The 528-nt window shown below is 34.1% G+C and carries 1 protein-coding gene; it reads left to right on the top strand.

Annotated features, from left to right (window positions below):
• Positions 1–154: 154 nt before the first annotated feature.
• On the top strand, positions 155–528 hold a 374-nt coding region (gene tagH / locus R7O13_RS30570; protein ID WP_318305683.1), incomplete at its 3' end, for a type VI secretion system-associated FHA domain protein TagH.

A 528-nucleotide genomic window follows, 5' to 3' on the forward strand; every position in this document is an offset into this window, starting at 1 on the left:
GATTGCTTTGATAAAAAAATGATTCATTATGCCGTCAATAGTTTTTATAACAGCTATAAGAACTCTATTAATCTTAATGTTAATAATTAAAGCTTCAAATCTAATTATAAAAATCGATATATAAATATTTAGCAGGTCTTTGGCGAGGTTTTTCATGAAATTGGTATTGACCATAACGAGTTTCCACAAATTTACTCCGGAAATAGAGAGTGAGTTTGTGTTTGAATCAAGTGATGAGCATGCAAAGGTAACCTTCGGACGCTCAGAACAATGTGACTGGACGTTACCAGACCCTGAGAGAGTTATTTCTGGGACTCACGGCGAATTGATTAAATTTGGCGATAAATATCTAATTAAATATTTATCAACAAATGGCACATTTGTTAATAATGCAGTTACTCCAATCGGCCAAGGGAATGAGCTTGCTTTGTCCCATGGTGATACTGTTGCTTTAGGCGATTATCAAATACTAATTAGTATTAGTGATATCCCTGAAGATAGGACAGAGCATCAATTTACATCTAAACC

It is taken from the genome of Vibrio sp. Y176 (assembly GCF_033438945.1).